The sequence below is a fragment of the Paramagnetospirillum marisnigri genome, from assembly GCF_001650715.1.
GTDB lineage: Bacteria > Pseudomonadota > Alphaproteobacteria > Rhodospirillales > Magnetospirillaceae > Phaeospirillum > Phaeospirillum marisnigri.
In genome coordinates this window covers 93,304-110,611 of sequence record NZ_LWQT01000044.1, presented here as the reverse complement: position 1 = coordinate 110,611, position 17,308 = coordinate 93,304, and the positions used below count along the sequence as shown (strand labels likewise).

The 17,308-nt window shown below is 67.1% G+C and carries 15 protein-coding genes; 5 read left to right on the top strand and 10 right to left on the bottom strand.

Translation table 11 applies throughout. The features are described 5' to 3' along the window. Positions 1-76: 76 nt before the first annotated feature. Together A6A04_RS06325 and A6A04_RS06320 are read left to right on the top strand one after the other, a co-directional pair. The gene (locus A6A04_RS06325) at positions 77-1,576 is read left to right on the top strand and encodes a bifunctional metallophosphatase/5'-nucleotidase (protein ID WP_068491023.1); all 1,500 of its coding nucleotides are present in this window, start codon (positions 77-79) and stop codon (positions 1,574-1,576) included. A gap of 57 nt (positions 1,577-1,633) precedes the next feature. Beyond that, positions 1,634-4,387, top strand: coding sequence for an ATP-dependent DNA helicase (locus tag A6A04_RS06320; RefSeq protein ID WP_068491022.1), 2,754 nt, complete (start codon positions 1,634-1,636; stop codon positions 4,385-4,387). 12 nt (positions 4,388-4,399) lie between these two features. Here A6A04_RS06320 and A6A04_RS06315 read toward each other — a convergent pair whose 3' ends face one another. The 5 genes from A6A04_RS06315 to A6A04_RS06295 form a co-directional block, all read right to left on the bottom strand. Further along, complete coding sequence (locus tag A6A04_RS06315; protein ID WP_068491020.1) at positions 4,400-5,056, bottom strand: MBT domain-containing protein; 657 nt, start codon at positions 5,054-5,056, stop codon at positions 4,400-4,402. 42 nt (positions 5,057-5,098) lie between these two features. After that, positions 5,099-6,247, bottom strand: coding sequence for a glycosyltransferase family 9 protein (locus A6A04_RS06310; RefSeq protein WP_068491018.1), 1,149 nt, complete (start codon positions 6,245-6,247; stop codon positions 5,099-5,101). Between the two features lie 172 nt (positions 6,248-6,419). Next, complete coding sequence (locus A6A04_RS06305) at positions 6,420-7,538, bottom strand: glycosyltransferase family 9 protein (protein WP_068491015.1); 1,119 nt, start codon at positions 7,536-7,538, stop codon at positions 6,420-6,422. Beyond that, positions 7,535-8,650, bottom strand: a complete 1,116-nt coding sequence (locus tag A6A04_RS06300; protein ID WP_068491014.1) for a glycosyltransferase family 9 protein — start codon at positions 8,648-8,650, stop codon at positions 7,535-7,537. The genes A6A04_RS06305 and A6A04_RS06300 overlap by 4 nt, the downstream gene beginning before the upstream one ends. Positions 8,651-8,866: 216 nt before the next feature. Beyond that, positions 8,867-9,253, bottom strand: a complete 387-nt coding sequence (locus tag A6A04_RS06295; protein ID WP_068491012.1) for a DUF6165 family protein — start codon at positions 9,251-9,253, stop codon at positions 8,867-8,869. Positions 9,254-9,464: 211 nt separating this feature from the next. Here A6A04_RS06295 and A6A04_RS06290 point away from each other — a divergent pair, with 211 nt between their 5' ends. The 3 genes from A6A04_RS06290 (at position 9,465) to A6A04_RS06280 (ending at position 11,279) form a co-directional block, all read left to right on the top strand. Continuing rightward, positions 9,465-10,178 carry a hypothetical protein gene (locus A6A04_RS06290; RefSeq protein ID WP_245651097.1) on the top strand — a complete coding sequence of 238 codons (714 nt, stop codon included), beginning with the start codon at positions 9,465-9,467 and terminating at the stop codon, positions 10,176-10,178. Beyond that, complete coding sequence (locus A6A04_RS06285; protein WP_068491009.1) at positions 10,150-10,980, top strand: M23 family metallopeptidase; 831 nt, start codon at positions 10,150-10,152, stop codon at positions 10,978-10,980. The genes A6A04_RS06290 and A6A04_RS06285 overlap by 29 nt, the downstream gene beginning before the upstream one ends. A gap of 98 nt (positions 10,981-11,078) precedes the next feature. Further along, positions 11,079-11,279: a hypothetical protein gene (locus tag A6A04_RS06280; RefSeq protein WP_068491007.1), complete on the top strand. Its 201-nt coding sequence runs from the start codon at positions 11,079-11,081 to the stop codon at positions 11,277-11,279. A 16-nt stretch (positions 11,280-11,295) separates the two neighbouring features. Here A6A04_RS06280 and A6A04_RS06275 read toward each other — a convergent pair whose 3' ends face one another. The 5 genes from A6A04_RS06275 to lptG form a co-directional block, all read right to left on the bottom strand. Further along, positions 11,296-12,786, bottom strand: a complete 1,491-nt coding sequence (locus A6A04_RS06275; RefSeq protein ID WP_082914744.1) for a glycosyltransferase family 39 protein — start codon at positions 12,784-12,786, stop codon at positions 11,296-11,298. After that, on the bottom strand, positions 12,783-14,375 hold the full coding sequence (locus A6A04_RS06270; RefSeq protein ID WP_245651096.1) for a hypothetical protein: 1,593 nt from the start codon (positions 14,373-14,375) through the stop codon (positions 12,783-12,785). Before A6A04_RS06270 ends, A6A04_RS06275 begins: the two co-directional genes overlap by 4 nt. Positions 14,376-14,698: 323 nt before the next feature. Then, positions 14,699-15,313, bottom strand: coding sequence for a cold-shock protein (locus A6A04_RS23395; protein WP_082914743.1), 615 nt, complete (start codon positions 15,311-15,313; stop codon positions 14,699-14,701). 129 nt (positions 15,314-15,442) lie between these two features. Next, complete coding sequence (locus A6A04_RS06260; RefSeq protein ID WP_068490999.1) at positions 15,443-16,159, bottom strand: phosphatase PAP2 family protein; 717 nt, start codon at positions 16,157-16,159, stop codon at positions 15,443-15,445. 2 nt (positions 16,160-16,161) lie between these two features. Further along, positions 16,162-17,265, bottom strand: coding sequence for an LPS export ABC transporter permease LptG (gene lptG, locus A6A04_RS06255; protein WP_068490997.1), 1,104 nt, complete (start codon positions 17,263-17,265; stop codon positions 16,162-16,164). Between the last annotated feature and the right edge of the window lie 43 nt (positions 17,266-17,308).

The window sequence follows — 17,308 nt, the reverse complement described above, 5'->3', positions numbered from 1 at the left end:
ATTTCCGCATTTGGCTAGTCCGACGCCCGCGATGCGGGCAAAGTGGGGCTTGGACAGGGGAAGGGGACCGAGGGGAATGATCAAGACATCGTGGCTGGCCGCGTGCCTGATGCTCTGGGCATCGGGCGCCGCCGCCGAGCAGCTTCGCCTGACCTTCCTGCATGTCAACGACATCTACGAATACCGGCCGGTGGATGGACAGGGCGGCCTGGCGGAACTTCAAACCCGCATCGACCAGGAACGGGCCAAGTCGCCCCTGGCGGCCTTCACCTTCGGCGGCGACCTCATCAGCCCCTCGCTGGCGTCGAACCTGACCAAGGGCGCCCATATGATCGAGTTCTTCAACGCCCTGGCGCCGGTGGCCGCCGTCCCCGGCAATCACGAATTCGACGCCGGACCCGCCAATTTCGCCGAGCGCATCGCCCAGTCCAGCTTCCCCTGGGTCGGCACCAATGTGCTGGGAAGCGACGGCAAGCCCTTTGGCGGCATGGCGGAATCGCTGATCCGGGAGATCAACGGGGTCAAGGTCGGCTTTCTCGGCGTGCTGACCGCGCGGACCAGGGATCTGGCCCAGGCCGAGGGCGTCACCTTCACCGACGAGATGGCCGCCGCCCAGGCCATGGCCCACCAACTTCGCGCCCAGGGCGCCGAAGTGGTGGTGGCGCTGACCCATCTCGACCTGGATGAGGACCGCAAACTGGCGCTCAGGACCAAGGGAGTCGATCTGGTGCTGGGCGGCCACGACCACGACCCCATCAGCGTCAAGGAAGACGGTGCCCTGGTGCTGAAGGCGGGCAACAATGCCCATTGGCTGGGGGTGGTGGATCTGGTGGTCGACCGCCCCGACCCCGGCGCCACCGGCCCGACCAAGGTGGTCACCGAGGGCTGGCGCTTTGTCCGGGTGGCAGGCGCCGCCCCCGCCCCGGCCTTGCTGCCGCTGGTGGCCCGCTACGACACCTTGCTGGCCCAGGCGCTGGACCAGCCTCTGACCCGGCTCGACACCGCCATGGACAGCCGGGGCACCGTGGTGCGCAGCGACGAATCGGCGGTGGGCAACCTGTTCGCCGATGCGCTACGAGAGCATTTCAAGGCCGAGCTGGCCCTGATCAATGGCGGCGGTCTGCGCGGCAACCGAAACTATGCGGCGGGGACCACCCTGACCCGGCGCGACATCCTGACCGAGATGCCGTTCGGCAATGCGGTCATGGCGGTGGACATCACCGGCAAGCAGCTGCTCGCCGTGCTGGAATACAGCCTGTCGGGTGTGGAGGCCAAGGCCGGGCGCTTCCCCCAGGTCTCGGGCATGGCCATCACCTATGACGGCGCCAAGCCGCCGGGCAGCCGCGTCATCTCGGTGCGCGTCGGCGCCAAGCCGCTGGAACCGAGCCGGGTCTACCGGCTGGCCACCTCGGATTATCTTGGCCGGGGCGGCGACGGCTACAAATCCCTGACCGAGGCCAAGGTGGTGGTGGACGCCAGCGGCGGCCCACTGCTGGTCAATGTGGTGGCCGACTATCTGGCGGCGCGGACCAGCGTGGCGCCCAAGGTGGAAGGAAGGGTGGTGGCGGTGCGGTAGATCACCCGGCGCCCGAGCGCGCTTGTGCTCTTTCCGTTCCCCCTGTAGTCTCCGGCCATGCCGCCCGACGCCCCCCGCATCCTGCTGCCCCATGCCCCGGTCCTGGTGACGGGGGCCAGGGGCGCCGTGGCGCTGGAGCCCGATGGCGAATTCAGGCGTCTCAGCCTCGCCCAGGCCGCCCGCTACGCCCGCAACGAATCCCCCATGGTCTGCCATGGACCGGCGGTGGCGGCGCGGCTCGGCCTCGATGATTTCATCCGCCTGGACGTGTTGGAACTGTTCGCCTTCGTGCGTCCCGCCCGGTTCTGCCTGCCGACGCCGCGCGGACTGGCCGAGATCATGGGCTTGCCCCGTCCCGCCGATCTGGAGGACGAGGCCGAGGCGCTGATGACCGCCAGCCGCCGCCTGCTGGAGGAACTGGCCCGCAATACCGCCGCCGACACCGCCGCCCGGGCGGTGGACACCCGCGGCCTGGCCTGGATGATGGCGCGGGCGGGTTGGGGCTGGGGCAGCCCGGTGCTGGCGGCCTTGGGCGTCCAGGGCGATTCGGGACGCGGCGGCGGCGCGGCGCGGGTGTGGGAGCGACTGCCGGAATGGAATGAATTCGCCCCCGAGCCACCGGGCGGCAGCCTGCCGGTCGATCCCGCCGAGGCCCGCGCCCGGCTGGCATCCATGCTGGGAAGCGGCGCCGAGCAACGCCCGGCCCAGGCCGACTACGCTTCGGCGGTGTCCTTCGCCTTCCTGCCGCGCGAGCGGGAAGACGAGCCCCGCCTAGTGCTGGCCGAGGCGGGCACCGGCACCGGCAAGACCCTGGGCTATATCGCCCCCGCCAGCGTCTGGGCCGAGAAGAACGCCGCCCCGGTATGGATTTCCACCCATACCCGCAACCTGCAACGCCAGTTGGACGGCGAGCTGGACCGGCTGTTCCCCCTGCCCCACGACAAGGCGCGCAAGGTGGTGATCCGCAAGGGCCGCGAGAACTATGTCTGCCTGCTGAACTTCGAGGAACAACTGACCCGCAACCGCAACCAGGACGCCCCTGCCCTGGGCCTGATGGCGCGCTGGGTGCTGGCGACGCGGGACGGCGACATGGTGGGCGGCGACTTCCCCGGCTGGCTGGTGGACCTGCTGGGACGGGCGCGGACCATGGGACTGGCCGACCGCCGGGGCGAATGCGTGTTCTCGGCCTGCTTCCACTACCGCAAATGCTTCATCGAGCGCGCCGTGCGCCGGGCGCGCCGGGCCGACATCGTGGTGGCCAACCATGCCCTGGTGATGGTGCAGGCGGCGCTCGGCGGGCTCGACGACGGAATCATGCCGACGCGGACCATTTTCGACGAGGGCCATCATGTCTTCGATGCCGCCGATGCCGCCTTTTCCGCCCATCTGACCGGGCTGGAGGCGGCCGAGCTGCGCCGCTGGCTGCTGGGGCCGGAAGGCGACGCCGCCACCCGCTCGCGGGCCAGGGGACTGCATCGCCGCGCCGAGGATCTGGTGGGCCATTCCGAGGATTGCGTCCAGGCCCTGGACAACGCCCTGGCCGCCGCCCGCGCCCTGCCCGGCCCCGGCTGGCTGATGCGGCTGGGCGAGGGCGCGGCGCATGGCCCGTCCGAGACCTTCCTGGCCCTGGTGCGCCAGCAGGTCTATGCCCGCAGCGCCGACAGCTCATCGCCCTTCAGCCTGGAGACCGATACCCAGCCGCCGGTGCCGGGGTTGCCGGAGGCGGCGGCCGACCTCGCCCAGGCCCTGGGCCGCCTCGCCATTCCGCTGCAGACCCTGATGAAATCCCTGGCCGGGCTGTTGGACGACGAGGCCACCGAACTGGACAGCGCGACGCGATCGCGCATCGAGGGCATCTGCCGCTCCATCGAACGCCGCGCCCTGGCGCCGCTGGCGGGGTGGAAGGGCATGCTGGACGCGCTGGGCGGCACCAGTGACGACCGCTTCGTCGACTGGCTGTCGGTGGAACGCATCGACGGGCGCGACATGGATGTGGGCATGCATCGCCACTGGATCGATCCCACCATTCCCTTCGCCAAGGCGGTGGTGGAGCCGTCCCACGGGGTGGTGATCACCTCGGCGACGCTGCGCGACGGCTCGGGCGACGTGGATGCCGACTGGCGGGCGGCCGAGCGGCGCACCGGCGCCGCCCATCTGGCCGCCGCCCCCTTGCGCGCCGCCGTGGCCTCGCCCTTCGACTATCCCGCCCAGACCCGGGTGCTGATCGTCACCGATGTGCGCAAGGACGACATGGATCAGGTGGCGGCGGCCTATCGCGAGCTGTTCCTGGCCTCGGGCGGCGGCGGGCTCGGCCTGTTCACCGCCATTTCGCGGCTGCGGGCGGTGCACAAGCGCATCAACGCGCCGCTGGAGGATGCCGGGCTGCCGCTGCTGGCCCAGCATGTGGACAACATGGACACCTCGACCCTGGTGGACATCTTCCGCGCCGAGGAGGAGTCCTGCCTGCTGGGCACCGACGCGGTGCGTGACGGCGTCGACGTGCCGGGGCGCTCGCTGCGCCTGATCGTGTTCGACCGGGTACCGTGGCCGCGCCCCGACATCCTGCACAAGGCGCGGCGCGCCCAGTTCGGTGGCAAGGCCCATGACGACATGATCACCCGGCTGCGCCTGAAACAGGCCTTCGGGCGGCTGGTGCGCCGGGCCAGTGATCACGGTGTCTTCGTGCTGCTGGACCCCATGATGCCGTCACGGCTGTTCGGCGCCTTCCCCGAGGGCGTCACCCCCGTCAAGGTGGGACTGGCCGAGGCGGTCAGGCTGACCTCCGAGTTCCTGGCGCCGCCGACGGGCTGAGCCCGGAAACCGTTATGGCAGCGGCTTCATGCGACGGGCGGGCACCGCCTCGTCGTCCTCGGACCCATAGCCTTCGTAATGGATGGGACAACGGCCATCGGACAGCACCGCGCCGGTCACCCGGGCGGGATACCAGTCACCCTCGGACAGGACGCTGACCCGGGCATTGGGACGGCAGAGCGACGACGAGGCTTCCGATCTGGCGGACCCTTTTGCGCTGGGGGAACTGGGCGCCGCCTCGGCAGCCGGGGCGGTTTCCTTGTCGCAAAAGGCGGTGCAGACCCGGCGAGAACTGACCTGGCCGCCGCAGGTGGTGTAGCAGGTCCGGAAGTCCCTGCCGCATTCGGCCTTGCATGACGAGTCGCCGCAGCCATAGCTGCTCTCGAAGGAACTCTCGCTGCGCTCGACCTTCCTGCCCCTGTCGCGCTGCTCGCGCACATAGCGGTCGTAGTCGCGCCGGGCTTCGTCGCGGGCGCGGGAGCGACAGCGATCCTCCTCCAGCTCACAGTTGCGCTTGCAGTAGGTCTGGGTGGTCTGGCACTGGGTGGCGCATTGCCGCCCCTCGGCCGAGCGGGGCGGTGTCAGGTCGTAGACGGTTTCATAGACCGGGCCACAGCCCCCCAACAGCAGCACGACCAGGACAGGCAGCCAGTGGAGCAGCTTGGGCATGGGGACGTTCCTCGCGACTGTCGGGCCACGATCTTGCGCAAGTCAGGACGGCGAAACAAGCCCTCGCACCGCCTCCCACACCCGTTGCACCGAAATTCCGGCGACGCAGGGAAAGGCATCGGCGTCCGACGCCCGCTTGGGGCAGCGCCACAGGCAGTGGTAACAGTCCATCTCGTGGTTGAGGAACACCGCCCGGGGCGGCCGGATGGACTCGGGATAGGGCACGAAACAGCCGAAATGGCCGCCCCCCGCCAGCAGCACCGTCGCCGCCCCCACCCCGATGGCGAGATGGCCGGGGCCGGTATCATTGCTGACCACGCAGGCGGCATGCTTCAGCACGTCCACCAGTTGCGGCAGCTTCAGGCTGCCGATGGTGTCCACCACGCCGGGATGATCGAGGGCGGCGATGGCGGGCTTGGCGAAGTCCTCCTGCCGCGCTCCCACGAACACCACCCTGAGACCGGCCTCCAGGCAATGGCGGGCGAGGTCGAGGAACTGGGCGAAGGGCCAGCGCCGCCCCGGCTCGTTGGAACCGAAATTCATCACCACATAGGCGCCGCCCTCGGGCAGGGCCGGAGGCTCATTCCGCCAGGGGATGGCGGGCACTTCCGGCGGCATGCGGGTGCCGGTCAGGGCCTGCAGGAAGGTGAAATGCCGCAACCCCTCATGGGTGGGATAGGGGCCGGTATCGATCACCCGGGTCGCCTTGGCCAGGTACCAGGCGTATTCCGCCTTGGTCCGCTCGGTGATGAAGGGGGTGCAGACGATGCGCTGCTCGGCGCGGCTGGCCCAGACCAGACTATCGGCGGTCAGGGTCTTGCGCATGAACATGTCGCACACCGCCACCTGGAAGCCCTGGCGGCGAACCATGAGCGCGATCTTCAGGCGATAGAGCCACTTCTTCTCGAAGGCATGCTCGTCGATGGCCACCACTTTGAAGCCGGGAAACACCTGATCGGCCAGCGGCTTCCAGGAATTGCAGCCCAGCACCGTGATCTCGGACTTCGCCACTCCGAAGGCGTCGGGATAGTGCTCCAGCGCGGCGCGGAACATCACCATGTCGCCGATGCCGTCCATGCGCACCACCAGCACGCCCTTGCGCTCACGCGGCGCGGGCCACAGCGCCACCAGGGCGTCGATGGGACGGAACATCCACCAGCGACGGCGCATGCCGCGCGGGAAAAGACTCATGACAAACACCAGGACCTCGCGAACAAACCCTCGCCCGCTTGCGGGAGAGGGTGGCGAGCGAAAGCGAGCCGGGTGAGGGCATGGATGGTGGACACTAAGCCCTCACCCTCTGGCCCTGCGGGCCTCCTCCCTCTCCCGCAAGCGGGCGAGGGAAAATGGCCGACCGCTGCCGTCACGGCATCCCCCCGCCGGTGGCGGCGCGGACATAATCCACCACCGCCTTGGTATCCAGCTCGGCGACGCATTTATACATGCCGTCCTCCAGCGGGAACTTGCAGCGGCCCAGGCAGCCCTGGCATTCCATGGGGACGTAGACGAACTGGACATTGTCGGGGGCGACCCGTTCGTCATAGGGCACGCCCGCCCCGGCATAGGCGGCCGAAGCCAGGCACAGGGTCGGGGTGCCCAGCAGCACCGCCAGATGCAGACCGGCGGTGTCCACCCCCACGGACAGGCGCGAGCCCAGCAGGATGGAGGCGAGCCGGTCGAAGCCCGAGGTCTCCATGGTCACGTTGGGCTGGGCCATCAGCGCCATGTATTCGGGGTTGCGGTCGAAGTCGTTGCGGTGGCCCGCCACCAGGATGCGCCAGTGCGACGGCACCGCTTCGGCCATCTGGCGCCAGATTTCCATGGGAATCTGGCGCTGCTTGACGCCGGAAAACGGGAAGAAGACGATGGTTTCGGGCAGGTGCTCGGCCGGGGGCAACTGGCTGTCGGGCAACAGCGCCAAAGCGGGCTGCTGGCGGTCGTCGAGAATTTCATCGGCGAATTTCGACCAGCGCAGGATCTTGTCCTGACGCAGCGGCCCCGAGTCGAACAAGATGTCGAAGACCTTCTCGCTCTCTTCCAGGCGCTGGTGATAATTGCGCTTATAGGGCGGCGGCACCATGCCCGCCGTCTCGGCCGGATCGGCGGCCAGGATCAGGGCCTCGTCCTGGTCATGCTCGCGCACATAGTCCAGCGATACGATCATGCGGTAATGCTGGGCATGCAGGTCGATGAAGGCCTGCCAGCGGTATTCCAGATCGTCCAGGCGGCGGAACTCGATCTTGCGGATCTTCAGCAGCCGGGGAAACAGGAAGGCCATGCCCGCCGCGTCGGGGCGGCACAGCAGGGTGACGCTCTCGTCCAGCCCGGCCAGCCGCATGAAGCGGCTGAGCACCGCCGAGAGGAACACCATCTCGGCCGGGCCGCGCGAACTGACCAGCAAGATGCCCTCGGCCCGCTTGCGGCGGCTCTTGTAGCGCAGCAGGAAGCGCAGGACCGGGTCCAGCATGGCAGCGAAACTCATGACCCACCCTCCGTCATGGCAACGACCGTCCTGATCACTTCTGCCCTGTCCAGGGCGGCAACGCAAGGATACATGCTTTCAACCGCGGGGAAACGGCAATCGCCAAGACATCCCTGGCAGTCCATGGGGTGGTATAAAACCTTCAACGAGGCAGGAGTCACCTCGGCGGCATAAGGCACGATCTCGCCCACATAGGCGGCGCTGGCCAGACACAGGGTGGGCGCCCCCAAGGCGGCGGCCAGATGCATGCAGGCGGTATCCACCGAGATCACCAGCCGGGCCGAGCGCAGCAGCCCGGCCAGTTGGGCGAAGGGCGCCGGTTCGAACGACACTCCCGGCAACGCCAGCAGTGGCCGGTAATCGGGATTCTTGTCCAGGTCGGAGGGATGACCGGCGATGCGCACCTCCCAGCCCTCGGGCAGCGCCTTGATGATGTCGGCATATAGGCCGGGCGGACTCTGCTTGGCCTTCACCGCCGAGAAAGGCTGGATGAAGACGGTGGGGCGGTCCAGCGCCACCGCTTCGGGCATCTGGTCGGGACGCAGCGTCACCACCGGGGCGGGCTCCGCCTCTCCCAGCAGGGCATCGGCGAAGGCGGCCCAGCGCAGCACCTTGTCGCGGCGGACCGGTCCGCACTCCACCACCTTGCCCCAGCGCCGGGCATGGGCGGTCAGGCGGCGGTCGTGCTTGGGCCAGGGCCGGGGCGCCATGGCGGCGCGCTCGGGCGCGGCGCAGGCGAAGGCCAGGGCCTCGTCCAGGTCGGGATGACGCAGATAGTCGGTGGAGACCACCAGCCGGAAATGGGCGCGGTAAAGCTCGGCCATGATCCGGCGGCGATGGCCGGGCTGGCGCAGCTTGGCGAAATCCACCGCCACCACCTTGACCTGCTTGGGGAACAGGAAGCTCATCTTCGCTCCATCGGAGCGCAGCAGCACCGTGACCTCCTCGCCCGGCCGCGCCAGTCGGAGGAAACGCGGCAGCAGCAGCGAGAACAAGACGGTGTCGCCCAGCCCCCCGGCAGAGAGCAACAGCACGCCCGACGCCTCGCCCCGGCGGGGCGACAGGCGCCGTTCCACCGCCAGCAGCGGGTCGATCAGGCGGTGAAGCTTCATTGATTCATCCCCGTCATCGATTGGGTTTACGCCCTAGCGTTTGTCATCCCGAGCGCATGCGAGGGATCTCCATCTGGAGCGGCGGGGCCAAGTCTGAACCGCCTGGTCAGGATGGGATCCCTCCTCCCCTCGGTCGTCGGGATGACAGGTCAATTCAAACACCAAACGGTATCGGCCCGTTGCATGCCGCCCGGACATGGGAACCGGGCTGGCGCGTCAATACGGCGCGTAGGACTTCTCTTCCACCAGGGCCGAGCCCAGCAGGTCGTTGACCTTGCGCTTGACCGCCGCGCGCTCGTCATTGGTGACATAGACCGCGCGGGCCAGTTCGATGAACTTGGCGCCGAAATCCTTGGCGCGCTCGCAGTCGCGGATATCATCCTCGATCACCCACAGCTTCTCGTTGATGGCCTTCAACTCGGCCGACAGGGCGGCGAGACCGGCATGGGCGGGGAATTCCCGCTCGCGCACCGCCACCAGCTCGTTCAGTTCCTTGGTGACATTGGCCAGCTTGGCGGCATCGGCCAGACGCTCGGCCTTGATTTCGAGAATGGTGATCTTGTCGATGATTTCGCCCCACGACACGGGCACAAGAACGGACATGGCGAACCTTGAAAAGGATTGAACCACGGGTTCTTAGCAGATTTCCCATGGGGGAGCAAAAGGACCGAAGCTAACGGCTCGTTAACTGCTCGGAGATAGCATATCCAGGGACCGGGCAGCCTGGGTCGATGGGATATACCCTGTGCAAAAGCCAATGACGAGCGAGGAGCAGGACGCTCTCTTCCAGGCCATCGTCCGGAAGATACCGACCGTGCGCGATGTCGCCAAGCTGGAGGAAATCTCCCTGCTGGCCCTGGCGCTGATGTTGCGGCGCCCCGCCGACAGCGAATTGCTCGATGAATTGATCCGCCAGATCAAGGCGGCGGTGGCCGAGGTCAAACCCAGCCATTCACCCGAATCCATCCGCGAGGAAATGCGCGGAGCGGCCCGGGCCTGCGTCAAGGCCTTGCAAGCCGCCAAGGAAAAGCGCCTGCCCCGCCACCTGCAGGAAGCGGCCCACCCGCCCGCCGCGTCCCATCCTAGCCCCAAGCCCAAGACCAAGCCCATCCATCGCCCCGATCCCGAGGAAGCCTCGAACAACCGCGTCGCCCGCATCGTCGCGGCGGTGGCCGGGGTGCTGGTGCTGGCGGGCGGCATCGGCTGGTGGATCGGCCAGGATGCCCAGGTGACGGATTCCGGCGATACCGAGAAATTCGTCGAACAGATCGTCAAGGCGGTGGAAGGCAACGCGCCGCCAAACCACATGTTCGGCGGCGAGTTGAAGGTGATCTCCATGGGCGGCATGCCGGTGGTCACCGCCGCCGGAGTGCCGCCACGCATCTGCGCCGCCTCGGGCATGCGCCTGGTCAGGAAGGGCCTGCTCTCGGTCAACGGCGTCACGCCGACCCGGGTGTCGTCGGCCATCATCACTGAATTGTGCAACAAGGAAGAGGGCGATGCCTCCATCATGTGGGCGCCGAAATAGAACCATCGCCCTGGCAATCGCGCTGCTGTCCCTGTCGCTTCCCCTCCAGGCCCAGACGGTCCTGACCGGATCACCGGAGCAGGGCGGGCTGGTCCTGGGCCAGACCTCGCCCGGTGCCCGGGTCAGCCTCGACGGCCGGGATGTGCCGGTGGCCGCTGACGGCCTGTTCCTGCTGGGCTTCGGCCGCGACGCCGCCGAAGCCGCCCGTTTGGTCATCGAGGGCACCCCGGCGACGGAAGAGAGACTCCTGGTGGTGGCGCGCCGCGACTGGCCGGTCCAGAAGGTCGAAGGCCTGCCCCGCGACAAGGCCGAGCCCGACCCGGTCGCTGTCGCCCGCATCAAGGCCGAAAGCCAGATGATGCGCGACTTGCGCGGCCGCCCCACCCCCCTCGCCCAATTCCTGTCGGGCCTGGAGCGGCCCGCCACCGGCATCGTCTCGGGCGTGTTCGGCAGCCAGCGCTTCTACAACGGCAATCCCGGCGCGCCCCATTCCGGCCTGGACATCGCCGGGCCGACGGGCAGCCCGGTGCGGGCCGCCGCCGATGGCGTGGTGGTGCTGGCGGCTCCCGACCTGTTCCTGACCGGCCGGACGGTGATGATCGACCATGGGCTGGGACTGATGTCCAGCTACGCCCATCTGTCCGCCATCGCGGTGACGGCGGGCCAACGGGTCATTCGCGGCCAGCCCATCGGCGCCATCGGCGCCAGCGGTCTCGCCACCGGTGCCCACCTCCATTGGGGCATGTCCTGGCAGGAGGTCAGACTGGACCCTGTATCCGTGGAAAAGCTCCTACGAAGGTAATAATTCGCCCCGCGCCTTCGAATTAACTTACCCTAAAGAAGTAGAAAACTACCCCTTCGCATGATACACCCTATCCTATTAGACGGGAGGGGGCCGCCATGTTCGGATTGCAGGCTACGGCCGAGGATGACCATAAGGACTTGGACGATGACGCCTTGGACCAGATCGAGGGCGAGGCCCTGATCGTGGTTGAAAATCCCGAGCGCTATTCCCCGATCACCGTCGAAATGGCGCGCCGGACCCTGGCCATGATCCATCGCCTGCGCCGCCGCACCGGCCCGCAATTCATGATGGCGTGACCCGCCTGGACAGGGATCAGGGGCGACATTCCCAGATATCGTAGAAGGCCCCGCTGCTCACCTTGGTGTGGTGGGCAAAGAAAGCGGCGCGAGCCGCCTCGGGGAAGACCTGCTGGTTATAATAGCCGGTCAGGTTCATGGGCTCGCCATCCTTGGGCACCAGCCAGACCTGGGTATGGCAGGTCTCGATGCGGCGGATGGCCTCGTCCGGGAACGGCACTCCCAGCTTGGTCAGTTCCATCATGATTCCGGCGTCCATGGTATAGGGATTGCCCCTGAACACCGGCAGATTGCGCCAGGAATAGTAATGATAGGAGAGCTGGGTTCCCAGATCGGTGTCCACCCGGCCCACCGTCATCTGCACCCGCTTGTCCTTGTACCTGTCCAGCACGGCGGAGATCTCGGCCACCACCTCCCGCGACTTGGCCCATTCCAGCTTCTTGAAGAAGCGCCGCTCGGCCTGGAACGATCCCGCCAGGGCGAACAGGGCGAAGACCGTCACCGCGATCTTCTGGCGCCCATTGGGGGAATCGGCCGACAGGCGGCGGATCAGATCGGCGGCCAGGGGCAGGAAAGGCAGGAAGTAATGACTGCCACCGCCCACCTTGGTGGCGGGGAACAGGGTCACCAGGATGCACAGGCCATAGGCGCCCAGATAAATCTTCTCGGCCAGATCCAGGGGACGGCGCCGTCCCAGGGCCAGGAACAGGAAGGGGAAGTAATACAGCGCCACCTCCCAGTACCAGCCCAGCATCCAGTTGTTTTCCTTGGCCGAGATGGGGCCCAGCCAGGCCAGATAATCCATCAGGGGGAAGGTGGGCAGCAGGAAGAAGGCCACGGCGGCCGCCATGGCGGCCACCGCCATCATGGGCAGGTGGCGCCAGTTTCCCGCCGCCAGGTGGTACAGCCCCACCGGCAGCAGATAGATGGCGGCATGCAACTTGATGTTGACCGCCAGACCGGCGGCCAGGCCCAGGATCAGGCTGGCCTTCCAGCGCCAATCCCCGGCGCGGGCCACCGCGAAGACCGCGAAGGCGATCAGCAGGAACAAGATGGCGTCAGGGCGGATCACCACCGGAAAGGCGATGACGATGGTGTAGATGCCGGTCAGGAAGGCCAGCGTCCAGCCCGCCACCGGACCGGCCTTGCGGGCCAGCAGGAACAGGGCCGGGGTCATCAGCACCGCGCCCAGGCAGGCGGCCACTTTGCTGGCGGTGATGGAACCGCCGAACAGGGCCAGCGGCCACATATGCCAGAGATAGGCGACGGGGCCGTAGATATTGGTGATGCGCTCGGCGGACTCCAGCGGATAGTAGGCCTTGGCGCCACCCAGCATCTTCCAGATCATGGCCGAGATGGCGGGCTCGCCATGGTCGATATAGCCGGGATAGAGCATGTAGAGGACGGCGACCGTCACCACATTCGCCCAAGCCAGCGCCGCAAGGGTCCAACCCGCCTTTTCCCACGTCTTGCCCATATTCATGGCCCCGGTCCCATCCTTGTTCATCGTCCCACCGGCTGCCCGTCGCAGGTCACGCCCAGGGTGAAGATCATCTCCTCGCCCACCGGGCAGGAGTCGTCGAATCGCATGGTGTGGTTCAGGTCCCTGAACCGCTGATACTGATTGCCGCGAAACACCGTGCAAGGATGCGCCGCCAGGATGGCGTCCAGCTCCACCGGCTTGTTCCAGCGCATCAGGCTCTGCTTCCACCAGGTATGGTCGAAGATGAACCAGCTGTATTCCTCGGCGGGAAACAGCTTTTCCAGCCTGGGCGAATAGCGGGCCAGGGCGTTCATGTCGCCCCTTTGGAAGGCGAAGGACTTGGCCGAAGCGGCATCGAAATAGACCCGGGCGCAGGCGGCGAACCGCTCCTCCATGACGAAGGCCTGGGTATCACGACTCCATTGGGCCAATTCGGTGCGCTGGCGCCATTGGGCATTGCCCCCCGCCACCACCAGCACCACCCCCAACACGGCCCAGGCGGGGCGCCACAGCCGCTCCGGCACGCTCTCCCGGCTGATGGCCCACAGCAGCGCCAGCATGGGGCCGGTCAGCATCAGGGCGGGCACCATGTAGTGGGGCGCGGGCTGCTTGGCGATCAGCACATGGGTGGCGAAGGCGGCCGCCACCAGCCCCAGCAGCAACCGGGTCCGCCGGTCAGGCGCGGCGCGACCGGAGCGCAAGGCCAGGCCATGTACCAGCAGCAGCGACAGCGACAGGATGACGGCACCGGTATAGAACCATTTGGCGGAAAACAACCGCCAGATGGCGCGGACATACTTTCCCGGCTCGATCACCGTCTGCGGCCCGTCGCCATAGGCCCCGGCGCCCAGGAATACCCGGTGCAGCCAGTCCAGCCAGATATCCAGCGAGCCCAGGGCGGGGGCGAAGAACAGCCCGAAGGACAGCAACGTGACCCCGGCATAGACCACCACCCGGCGACGGTCGAACAGGAACAGCGGCAACACGCCCAGGGCCATGAAGTGAATCTTGCAGCAGATGCCGAACCCCATCACCAGCCCGGCCAACACGGCATGACCATCGCGGCAGCGCTCGGCCCGCAGCGCGGCGAACCCCACCGCCACCAGCAGGGCGGCGGCGATGACCATGAAGGGCTCGGGCTTGGGATGCAGCGCCATCTTGACGATGATGCGGGCCAGAAACGGCGAGGACTGCGCCAGCAGGGCGGGAGCCAGGCCGCCCCAGCGGAAGGCCTCGCGGCCCATCAGCCACAGTGACGCCCCCACCAGCAGGAAGATGACCGTGGTCGCCGCCATCAGATGGCCTTCCGGATCGGCCAGAACCGCATCCACCACCCGCTCCATAGGATCGAGGGGATGCAGCGCCCGGATCACCGCCGCGATCAGCACCTGGATGGGGGTGCCGGGATGGCTGACATCGGTGGGGGACAGGCCCTCGACCAGCCGCAGACCGTTCAGCAGATAATAATAGTCGGGGTCCAGGTTGAAGGCCTGCCAGAACGGCAGGCTGGCATCGCGCATGGCGAACAGCGAGGCCACGAACAGCGCGGGCAACAGCCACAGCGCCATGGTCTCAGCCCATGTTACCGCCGCATTGGATCGTGATCTGCTCAAGTCCTTGGGTTCCTCCCTGATCGGGCGGAAGCTAGCACAGGCGACAGGGACTGTCAGCGCATGCGGTTGAGCCTGATTGAGAGCAGGCAAAAAAGTGGCGGGACCCGGCTTTCACCGCGTCCCGCCCAATCTCAGGGAGACAAAGCAGTAATGGGTATTGTGGTACCAGAATGCAGGATTTGGGTCAATCCATACCTTCGGATAGGTCAGACCGGGAGAGCGTCACGGCGTAGCGCGCAATCTCCCTCCGCCGCCCCATCACGGGGAACGTAGGCTGGGAAAATGAAAACCGGCCTCTCCTGGGGAGAGGCCGGTTAGAAGACTCAGGCGATGACTTCGACCGTATCCGCCTGCGGACCCTTGAGGCCCAGCGTAGTCGTGACGCGCACGCGCTGGCCGGATTCCAGGGCGCCGATACCCGAGCGCTCCAGGGCCTTCACATGAACGAACACGTCCTTGCCGCCCTCGTCGCAAGCGACGAAGCCGAAGCCCTTCTCGGCGGAGAAGAACTTGACCACGCCTTCCACGGTCTGGGTCGGGCCGCGTTCCTCGCGACGCGGGGCGCGCGCCACGGCGGTGGAGGCATCCACCTCGTGCACCGTCACCACCTGCGGGCCGCGCTGGCCTTGGCCCAGGTCCACCACCAGGGTGGTTCCCTCGGCAACCTGGGACAGACCGGCGCGTTCCAGCGCCGAAATGTGCAGGAAGGCATCCGGCGAGCCATCGGACGGGGCGACGAAGCCGAAGCCCTTTGAGGCATTGAACCACTTTACAGTGGCGCTGACGTTCGCCTGACTGACCATCTGACGGTCGAAGGAGCTGGGTCCGGCAGAGCGGGGAGAGCTGCTGCGCGGCGGCTCGTACGCCGGCTCTCCGAAGTCGTCCCGCCGCCCGCGATCCCGGGAGCGGCTGCCATGATTATCTCGGTTCCATGCCATGTGTCGTTCTCGTCGATAAGTAAACTAAAGTCCCCCGCACTGACGCGAAGGCATTCCGCCCCGGCTCTGTATGCCCAGATCGGTCTGAACGGATATCATTACCCGAGAAAGGGCGCTGCCGCTAGGGTCTTACGGAGATTCACTGCCTTCATGACGATTATTTTTCCAAAATGTCATGCTGCTTTGCACAATAATTACCCGGTGCAACCAGAGGCACAGACCGCTGACGATGATGCCTGATGCGATCACATCGGACAGAAAATGCCCCCCCTGGGCGATGCGCACCCCCCCCACCAGCACCCCGAATCCCAGGGCGGCGCGCAGGGCCGGACGCCGCCACGCCGGGGACGCCAGCAGGGCGAACGCCACCATCCAGAAACCCAGCGCGGCATGACCCGAGGGAAAGGAGCAGTTATCGGGGCACTGGTCGGACGGAATGAGGGCCCGAACATACTGGAACGGTCCCGAGAACTCGGCGATGGTGCTGGGCCGGGGGCGCCCCCAGAAATCCTTCAGCAGCACATTGACCACCAGCCCCGGCCCCAGGGCCAGGCTGGCTACTAGATAGAGCGACCGGCGCCCGTCCATCCCCAACAAGGCGCGCCCCCGCCAGGCCGCGAAAGCCCCCAATGCCGCCGCCGCCGCCGCCAGGGCGAACAGGATGCCGGGCAGGACCTTGCGCACGAACTCGCCCAGGGGGTGGGTGCGCAACAGAAAGATCTTTCGCACCGGGTCGAAGAACATTCCCGACAGGGCGATATCGATCTGGGGAAACAGAACCAGCGGCAGGAACAGGGCCAGAGACCACCGCCAGGGGTGGCGCTCCACCGATCCCAACAGGTCCATGTTCAGCCATCCTCCAGATGGAACAGCCCCGCCATGCCCACCAGCCCGGCAAAGACCGCCGGGGTCCAGGCGGCCATGGCCTGGGGCAGGGTCGAGGACAGGCCGAAGGCGTAGACCACCTTGGAGAAGAAGTAGACGGCGAAGCCGGTGGCCACGCCCGCCGCCACCCGCGTCCCCAGCCCGCCGGACCGGTTGTTGGGCTTGAGCGAGAAGACCGCCGCCAGCAGCACCATGCCGCAATACAGCACCGGCGAGGCCAGCAGGGACTGGAGATACAGGCGATGCTTGGCGGCGGTGAAGCCCGCCCGCTCGAAAAAGCGGATGAAGCCCGGCAATTGCCAGAAGGACAGGGTTTCCGGCGCGGCGAAATTGTCGTGGATACGGTCCAGGGTCAGCTGGGTGTTGATGCGCATGGCCTGGACGAAACTGGACGGCCGCCCGCCTTCCATCACCCAGGCGCCATGCACCTCGAACACCCCGTCCACCAGGGTGGCGGTCTCGGCGCTGATGCGCCGGGCGAAACGGTCCGGCCGGTCATAGATGAAGAACTGGGCATCCTTGAGGAACAGGGTCAGCCCTTCCTGACGCACATCCTGGGAATGCACCACCATTTCGCCCTGGTCGTGGGGCTCGCGCAGCCACAACCCCACCTCCGACAGGTCGAAGGCCGAGGACTTGGCGTTGATCAACTCGTCCTGCAGCCGCTCGTAGCGGCCGTACATGCTGGCGGCCAGGGGATTGAAGGCGGTGATCTCGAAGATTCCGAACACCGACGACACCGCCAGGACCGGCGCGATGAACTGCCAGGCCGATATTCCGGCCGAGCGGGCCACCACCAGTTCATGCGACCGGGTCAGGCGCCAGAAGCAGATCATGGCTCCGATCATCATGGCGAAGGGCAGCACGGTGTGCAGCATCTGCGGCAGCTTCAGCAGCGCCAGCACAAAGATCAGCCCGGCCCCCAGCTCGGCCTTGCCCGCCGCCCGGCGGATCAGCTCGATCAGGTCGAACAGCAGGATGATCCCCAGGATCACCAGCAGAACGCCGCCGAACGCCGAGGCGAACTGGCGCGCGATATAGCCGCTGAGCAGAGGGGACAGGCGCATGGTCGGTTCCGGCCGAAATCAGGGGGCACGCACGAGAGTATAG

Bases quoted from the DNA above. Each gene is read 5' to 3' on its own strand.
- A6A04_RS06295 (WP_068491012.1), bottom strand. From the start codon at position 9,253: ATGTCCGTTCTTGTGCCCGTGTCGTGGGGCGAAATCATCGACAAGATC.
- A6A04_RS06320 (WP_068491022.1), top strand. From the start codon at position 1,634: ATGCCGCCCGACGCCCCCCGCATCCTGCTGCCCCATGCCCCGGTCCTG.
- lptG (WP_068490997.1), bottom strand. From the start codon at position 17,265: ATGCGCCTGTCCCCTCTGCTCAGCGGCTATATCGCGCGCCAGTTCGCC.
- A6A04_RS06275 (WP_082914744.1), bottom strand. From the start codon at position 12,786: ATGAACAAGGATGGGACCGGGGCCATGAATATGGGCAAGACGTGGGAA.
- A6A04_RS06260 (WP_068490999.1), bottom strand. From the start codon at position 16,159: ATGGACCTGTTGGGATCGGTGGAGCGCCACCCCTGGCGGTGGTCTCTG.
- A6A04_RS06305 (WP_068491015.1), bottom strand. From the start codon at position 7,538: ATGAGTTTCGCTGCCATGCTGGACCCGGTCCTGCGCTTCCTGCTGCGC.
- A6A04_RS06300 (WP_068491014.1), bottom strand. From the start codon at position 8,650: ATGAAGCTTCACCGCCTGATCGACCCGCTGCTGGCGGTGGAACGGCGC.
- A6A04_RS06285 (WP_068491009.1), top strand. From the start codon at position 10,150: ATGCCTCCATCATGTGGGCGCCGAAATAGAACCATCGCCCTGGCAATC.
- A6A04_RS06280 (WP_068491007.1), top strand. From the start codon at position 11,079: ATGTTCGGATTGCAGGCTACGGCCGAGGATGACCATAAGGACTTGGAC.
- A6A04_RS23395 (WP_082914743.1), bottom strand. From the start codon at position 15,313: ATGGCATGGAACCGAGATAATCATGGCAGCCGCTCCCGGGATCGCGGG.
- A6A04_RS06310 (WP_068491018.1), bottom strand. From the start codon at position 6,247: ATGAGTCTTTTCCCGCGCGGCATGCGCCGTCGCTGGTGGATGTTCCGT.
- A6A04_RS06325 (WP_068491023.1), top strand. From the start codon at position 77: ATGATCAAGACATCGTGGCTGGCCGCGTGCCTGATGCTCTGGGCATCG.
- A6A04_RS06315 (WP_068491020.1), bottom strand. From the start codon at position 5,056: ATGCCCAAGCTGCTCCACTGGCTGCCTGTCCTGGTCGTGCTGCTGTTG.